Annotated in this window: 4 protein-coding genes and 1 pseudogene; 1 reads left to right on the top strand and 4 read right to left on the bottom strand. The window is 74.0% G+C overall.

What is annotated here, in order from left to right; translation table 11 throughout:
• The 4 genes and pseudogenes from whiA to uvrC all read right to left on the bottom strand — a co-directional run.
• Positions 1-586: DNA-binding protein WhiA (gene whiA, locus AB0J52_RS23160; RefSeq protein WP_500184047.1), on the bottom strand; the 586-nt coding region annotated here is incomplete at its 3' end.
• A gap of 61 nt (positions 587-647) precedes the next feature.
• A complete protein-coding gene (locus AB0J52_RS23155) occupies positions 648-1,712 on the bottom strand; it encodes a gluconeogenesis factor YvcK family protein (RefSeq protein WP_500184046.1) in 1,065 nt (354 codons plus the stop codon).
• Between the two features lie 50 nt (positions 1,713-1,762).
• Positions 1,763-2,641 (bottom strand): RNase adapter RapZ, encoded by an 879-nt coding sequence (gene rapZ / locus AB0J52_RS23150; protein ID WP_500184044.1) that lies wholly within the window; start codon positions 2,639-2,641, stop codon positions 1,763-1,765.
• 209 nt (positions 2,642-2,850) lie between these two features.
• Positions 2,851-4,866: pseudogene (uvrC, locus tag AB0J52_RS23145) on the bottom strand (excinuclease ABC subunit UvrC); the annotation flags it as partial.
• A gap of 142 nt (positions 4,867-5,008) precedes the next feature.
• On the opposite strand from uvrC, the gene AB0J52_RS23140 reads away from it, so the two are divergent.
• Positions 5,009-6,200, top strand: a 1,192-nt coding sequence (locus AB0J52_RS23140; protein ID WP_500184042.1) for a mechanosensitive ion channel family protein, incomplete at its 3' end; no start/stop codon positions are given.

The following is a 6,200-nucleotide window of genomic DNA, read 5'->3' as shown; positions in this document are numbered from 1 at the left end:
GCAGCGCGCTGATCGCGTCGCCGTCGCGCACGACCACGCGGTCGACCCCGCGCACCTCCCGCGCCTTGGCGTGGATCTTCAACCGGCGGGCCGCGCCGACCAGCGCCAGCGCCGCCTCCGGGCCGGGGCAGGTCACCTCCAGGGACATCGACCGGCCCGGCTCGGTCAGCGAGCCGTGCGCCAGGAACGCCCCCCGCCAGGCCGACTCGGCGTCGCAGGCCGCCCCCGCGACCACGTGCCGGGGCAGCCCCCGCACCGGGCGCCCGTTGTTGTCGATCAGCCCGGTCTGCCGGGCCAGCGACTCGCCCTCGCGGAACACCCGGACGACGTACCGGTTGCCCTTGCGCAGCCCGGACGGGGCGAGCACCACCACGTCGGAGGTGTGCCCGAACACCTCGGCGATGTCCCGGCGCAGACGGCGCGCGGCGGCCCCGGTGTCGATCTCGGCCTCGATCACGATGCGCCCGCTCACCAGGTGCAGGCCGCCCGCGAAGCGCAGCAGCGTCGAGACCTCCGCCTTGCGGCAGCACGGCTTGAGCACCTGGAGCCTGCTCAGCTCGTCCTTCACCACACCGGTCATCGCCATAGATGAACCCCTCCCCCTATCGAACTTCCAGCAGTGTGGCCGATCGCGGCCCGGCCGGACGTCAGTCAGCGAATATCTGTACGAAGGCTTGGGCCAGCAGGGCGGGATCATGACGCGGCGATCCGTCGGCGGCGGCGACGTCGGCGAGCACCAGGCGTCCGCCCAGGTCGCCGACGGCCTTCTCCAGCGCGTCCGGCTCGTCCACGACGCCCCGGTCGGCCAGCACCACGTCGACCCGCAGGTCCGGCGCGTGGGCCTGCAGGACCTCCAGGTGGTTCTGCGGCGACAGGTCGTCGGTCTCGCCCGGCTGCGGCGCCAGGTTCAGCAGCACCGCGCGGCGGGCCCGCGTCCGCCGCAGGGCGCGCGCCAGCCCCGGCACCTTCAGGTGCGGCAGGACGCTGGTGAACCACGACCCCGGGCCGAAGACCACCCAGTCGGCGTCCTCGATCGCCGCGAGCGCCTCGGGGCACGCGGGCGGGTCGGACGGGATCAGCGAGATGCCCTCGACCGTGCCCGGCGTCTTCGCGCACGCGACCTGGCCGCGCACCTGGACGACCTCGTCCGGACGCGCCGGGTCGGCGCCGCGCACGTCGGCGACGATGTCGAGCGGCACCGAGGCCATCGGCAGCACGCGGCCGTGCGCCCCGAGCAGCCGTCCCACCCAGTCGAGCCCGGCGACCACGCCGGTCCCGCCGTCCGCCGCGCCATGGGGGGAATGGGCGTCGGAGGCGGATGTGCCGGAGGCGGACGTGCCGGAGGCCGGGGCGCCGGGAACGTTCCGGGCGGCGACGGTGCCGGACTGGCCGAACAGCTCCCAGAGGGCGACGATCAGCAGGTTGCCGACCGCGTGGTCGTGCAGCGCGCCCTCGCTGCGGAAGCGGTGCTGCACCACGTCCCGCCAGGTCTGGCCCCACTCGTCGTCGCCGCACAGCGCGGCGAGCGCCATCCGCAGGTCGCCCGGCGGCATGACGCCCAGCTCGCGGCGGAGCCGCCCGCTGGAGCCGCCGTCGTCGGCGACCGTGACCACGGCCGTCAGGGCTTCGGTGACGCGGCGCAGCGCCGACAGCGAGGCGTACAGGCCGTGCCCCCCGCCGAGCGCGACGACCTTGGGCCCACGGGGGTTCACCGGTTCGTCAGTCTCCTCGGTCCACCCGCGCGGGCGCTCGCCCGCGCGGCTCACTCGCGGCCGAGGTCGCGATGGGCGACCTGCACCTCGACGCCCTCGTCCCGCAGCCGGGCGGAGATCTGCTCGGCCATGGCCACACTACGGTGTTTGCCACCGGTACATCCCACGGCCAGTGTCACGTAGTGCTTGCCCTCACGCTCGTACCCGGTCGTGAGCAGGCGCAACACCTCGGTGTAGGCGTCCAGGAACTCCTTGGCGCCGGGCTGGGCGAGCACGTAGTCGCGGACGTCGGCGTCGCGGCCGGTCTTGGGCCGCAGCTCCGGCACCCAGTGCGGGTTCGGCAGGAAGCGGCAGTCGACGACCAGGTCGGCGTCCACCGGAAGGCCGTACTTGTAGCCGAACGACACGACCGTGGCGCGCAGCCGCGAGTCGGTGCTGCCGTCGCCGAAGAAGCCGATGATCTTGTTGCGCAGCTCGTGCACGTTGAGCCCGCTGGTGTCGATCACCAGGTCGGCCTCGGCGCGCACCTCGCGGACCAGCTCGCGCTCGCGGGCGATGCCGTCCACCAGGCGGCCGTCGCCCTGCAGCGGGTGCGGGCGCCGGACGCTCTCGAACCGGCGCACCAGGTCGTCGTCGCCGGCCTCGAGGAACACCACGCGCGGGTGCACGCCGCGCGCCTCCAGCTCGGCGATCGACGAGTGCAGGTCGGCGGTGAACCCGCGGCTGCGCACGTCGACCACGACGGCGATGCGCGGCACCGCGTCCTTCACCCGGCCGCCGAGGTCGGCCATCGTCGCCAGCAGCGCGGGCGGCAGGTTGTCCACCACGAACCAGTCCAGGTCCTCCAGGGACTTGGCGGCCGTGCTGCGGCCCGCGCCGGACATGCCCGTGACGATCACGATGTCCGGGACCTGTGTCTCGGTGGTCACGTTCGTTTCCCCCTGTCGTCGGCGTCGCCCCTGTGGCCGGTACCGGTGGCGGTGCCGGTACCGCCGTCCGCCGCCCCCACGGCGTCCGGCGTGGTGCTGGTGCTGGTGGTCGTGCTTCCGCTGCCGTCCGGGCGCTCCGTCGCGCCCTCGGCCGCCTCTTCTCCCGCGCCGCCGGCCGTGTTATCGCCGCCCGCGTTCCCGCCGCCGGTGTCCCCGCCCGCGTCGGGTGGACGCGTCGCGGCGGACGCGCCGGGGCCGTTCAGCGCGGCGGCGATCGTCTCGGCGGTGCGCAGGCCGATGCCGGGAACCTCGGCGATCTGCTCCGGGGTCGCCTCCTTCAGGCGCTTGACGGAGCCGAAGTGCTTCACCAGCGCGGTGCGGCGCGCCGGGCCGAGCCCGGGCACCGTGTCGAGCTCGCTGACGGTCATCGACTTCGACCGCTTCTGGCGGTGGAAGGTGATGGCGAACCGGTGCGCCTCGTCCCGGATGCGCTGGACCAGGAACATGCTCTCACTGTTGCGCGGCAGGATCACCGGGTCGTCGTCGCCGGGCAGCCACAGCTCCTCCAGCCGCTTGGCGATGCCGACGACGGCGATGTCGTCCACGCCGAGCTCGTCCAGGGCGCGCTGCGCGGCCGCGACCTGCGGCGGGCCGCCGTCCACCAGCACCAGGTTGGGCGGGTAGGCGAAGCGGCGCGGCCTGCCGGTCTCGGGGTCGATCGGGCCGTGCGCGGCGGGCTCGCCGGACGCGTCCGGCCCCGCCTGGGCGTCCGGGACGCCGGGGCCGCCCTGGGCCTGGTCGTCGGGGAGGACGCCCGGCTCGCCGGTCTTCTCGCTCTCGGCCAGGTAGCGGCGGAACCGGCGGGTGATCACCTCGTGGATGGACCGGACGTCGTCCTGCCCCTCCACGGCCTTGATCGTGAACCGCCGGTACTCGCTCTTGCGGGCCAGGCCGTCCTCGAACACGACCATGGACGCCACCACGTTGGTGCCCTGCAGGTTCGACACGTCGTAGCACTCGACGCGCAGCGGGGCCTCGTCGAGCTCCAGCGCGTCCTGCAGCTCGCGCAGCGCGAGGCTGCGGGTGGTCAGGTCGCTGGCGCGGCGGGTCTTGTGCTGCTTGAGCGCCTCCCGCGCGTTGCGGTGGACGGTCTCCAGCAGCGCCTTCTTGTCGCCGCGCTGCGGGACGCGCAGCCGCACGGGCCCGCCGCGCGCCTCGGCCAGCAGCTCGGTCATGGCCTCGGCGTCCGGCGGCAGCGCCGGGACGTACACCTCGCGCGGCACCGCGTCGCTGTCGCCGTAGGTCTGGATGAGGAACTGCTCGACCAGGTCGGGGGTGGTGACCGCCTCGACCTTGTCGACCACCCAGCCGCGCTGGCCGCGGATGCGCCCGCCGCGCACGTAGAACACCTGGACGGCGGCCTCCAGCTCGTCCTCGGCGAAGGCGATCATGTCGAGGTCGGTGCCGTCGGCGAGCACCACGGTCTGCTTCTCCAGCGCCCGCTCCAGCGCGCGGATGTCGTCGCGCAGCCGCGCCGCCCGCTCGTAGGCCATGGACGCGGCGGCCTCGCGCATGTCGCGTTCGAGGCGCTTGATGTAGCGGCCGGTGTTGCCCGCCATGAAGTCGCAGAAGTCCTCGGCGAGGGCGTGGTGCTCGTCCGGGGTGACGCGGCCCACGCACGGCGCGGAGCACTTGTCGATGTAGCCGAGCAGGCAGGGCCGGTCGAGCTGGTGCTGCCGCTTGAACACCCCGGCCGAGCAGGTGCGGACGGGGAACACGCGCAGCAGCTGGTCGACGGTCTCGCGGATGGCCCAGGCGTGCGAGTAGGGGCCGAAGTAGCGCACGCCCTTGCGCTTGGCGCCCCGCATGACCTGGACGCGGGGGAACTCCTCGTTGAGGGTGACCGCGAGGTAGGGGTAGGACTTGTCGTCGCGGTACTTGACGTTGAATCGGGGGTCGAACTCCTTGATCCAGCTGTACTCCAGCTGGAGCGCCTCGACCTCGGTGGACACCACGGTCCAGTCGACCCGGGCGGCGGTGCGCACCATCGTCTGGGTGCGCGGGTGCAGGGTGGCGAAGTCGGCGAAGTAGGAGCCGAGCCGCGAGCGCAGGCTCTTGGCCTTGCCCACGTAGATCACCCGCCCGTGCTCGTCACGGAAGCGGTACACGCCGGGTTCGTCGGGGATCGTCCCCGGTGCTGGTCGATAGGTCGCCGGATCTGCCACATGGAAAGCCTAGTCGGCGGCACCGACAACCGGCGCCCCGCGCGGCCTCCGGGGGTGATCCAGATCTCGTTCGGACCGCCCGCCTGCGGATACAGGTTCCCGGAGTGTCCACCGGTTTCGACCATAAAGGGGGGATTTGGACGTGTCAGCGCTCTGGGCGCTGATCATTCCCGTGATCGCCGTCGCCCTGTCCGTCGGTGTCGTGGAGGGGGCCCGCCGGCTGCTCGCCGGACGGCTGTCGGCCCGCTGGCCGGCCGCCGGGCAGGCGGCCCGCCGCTGCACCGCCCCCGCGTTCACGTTCGCCGCCGCCGTCAGCGCCTACGGGGCCGTCCCGTACGGGGACCTGCCGCCCCGGCTGGGCGCGGACCTGCGGCACGTGCTGCACATCGCGGCCACCGGCGCGACCGCCTGGCTGATCCTGCGGATCTTCTACGCGCTGACCGACCCGCCGCTCGACCGGCTGACCCGGGTCTCGGGCGCACGCAACCGCCGGGCCCGCCGCACCCGCACGCAGATGCTGCTGCTCCGCCGGATCGGCGCGGTGACCCTGGGGATCGTCGCCACCGCCATCGCCCTGTTCACCTTCCCGGCCGTCCGGGCGGTCGGCGCGGGCGTGCTGGCCTCCGCCGGCGTCGCCGGGCTCGTCGTCGGCATCGCCGCCCGCCCCACCCTCGGCAACCTGCTCGCCGGGCTGCAGCTGGCGTTCAGCGACGCGCTGCGCCTGGACGACGTCGTGGTCGTCGAGGGCCAGTGGGGGCGGATCGAGGAGCTGACCCTGTCGTACGTGGTGGTGCGGCTGTGGGACGAGCGGCGGCTGATCCTGCCGGTCTCCTACTTCATCGAGCAGCCCTTCGAGAACTGGACCCGGCACACCAGCCGGGTCATCGGCGCGGTGCTGCTGCGGGTCGACTGGAGCGTCCCGATCGAGGAACTGCGCACCGTCCTGCACGACTACCTGCGCGAGCACCCGCTGTGGGACCAGCGCGACTGGGTGCTCCAGCTCACCGACGTCCAGCCCAACGGCCTGGTCGAGATGCGCGCGCTGATGAGCGCCGCCGACTCGGCGAGCGCCTGGGACCTGCGCTGCGACGTGCGCGAGCACCTGATCGGCTACCTGCGCGAGCACCACCCCGAGGCGCTCCCCCGGTTCCGCGCGGAGATCCCCGAGGAGACCCGCGTGCGGGACGGCGAGGGCCCGGCCGAGCCCGCGAGCGACGCGCTGCGCGACAGCGAGTCGTCCGGGGCCCCGGCCGTCGGCCCGGACGTCGAGCCGGGCACCGGGCCGGGCACCGGGCCGGGCACCGGGCCGGGCACCGGGCCGGGCACCGGGCCGG

Source organism: Spirillospora sp. NPDC049652, from assembly GCF_040675125.1.
Lineage (GTDB): Bacteria > Actinomycetota > Actinomycetes > Streptosporangiales > Streptosporangiaceae > Spirillospora.
The sequence above is the reverse complement of the archived record's forward strand: the minus strand, read 5'-3'. Positions and strand labels throughout refer to the sequence as shown.